Genomic DNA, 315 nt, shown 5'->3' with positions numbered 1-315 from the left:
GCAAGATGCCCAAGAAGCAGGCCGAGGAGATCGCCATGCATTTCCTCAAGCGGGTGAAGATCCCCGAGCAGGCCAACAAGTACCCCGGCCAGCTGTCGGGCGGCCAGCAGCAGCGCGTGGCGATCGCGCGCTCGCTGTGCATGAACCCGCGCATCATGCTGTTCGACGAGCCGACCTCGGCGCTCGATCCGGAGATGATCAAGGAGGTGCTGGAGACCATGGTGGGGCTGGCCGAAGAGGGCATGACCATGCTGTGCGTGACGCACGAGATGGGCTTTGCGCGCAAGGTCGCCAACCGGGTGATCTTCATGGACC

General features: G+C 64.1%; 1 protein-coding gene. It reads left to right on the top strand.

From position 1 onward, the window contains the following. Positions 1 to 315, top strand: a 315-nt coding sequence (locus tag C7I85_RS30350) for an amino acid ABC transporter ATP-binding protein (protein WP_146149034.1), incomplete at both ends; no start/stop codon positions are given.

This window comes from Pseudaminobacter soli (ex Li et al. 2025), from assembly GCF_003012705.1.
Lineage (GTDB): Bacteria > Pseudomonadota > Alphaproteobacteria > Rhizobiales > Rhizobiaceae > Pseudaminobacter > Pseudaminobacter soli.
This window is presented reverse-complemented; position numbering and strand designations above follow the sequence as displayed.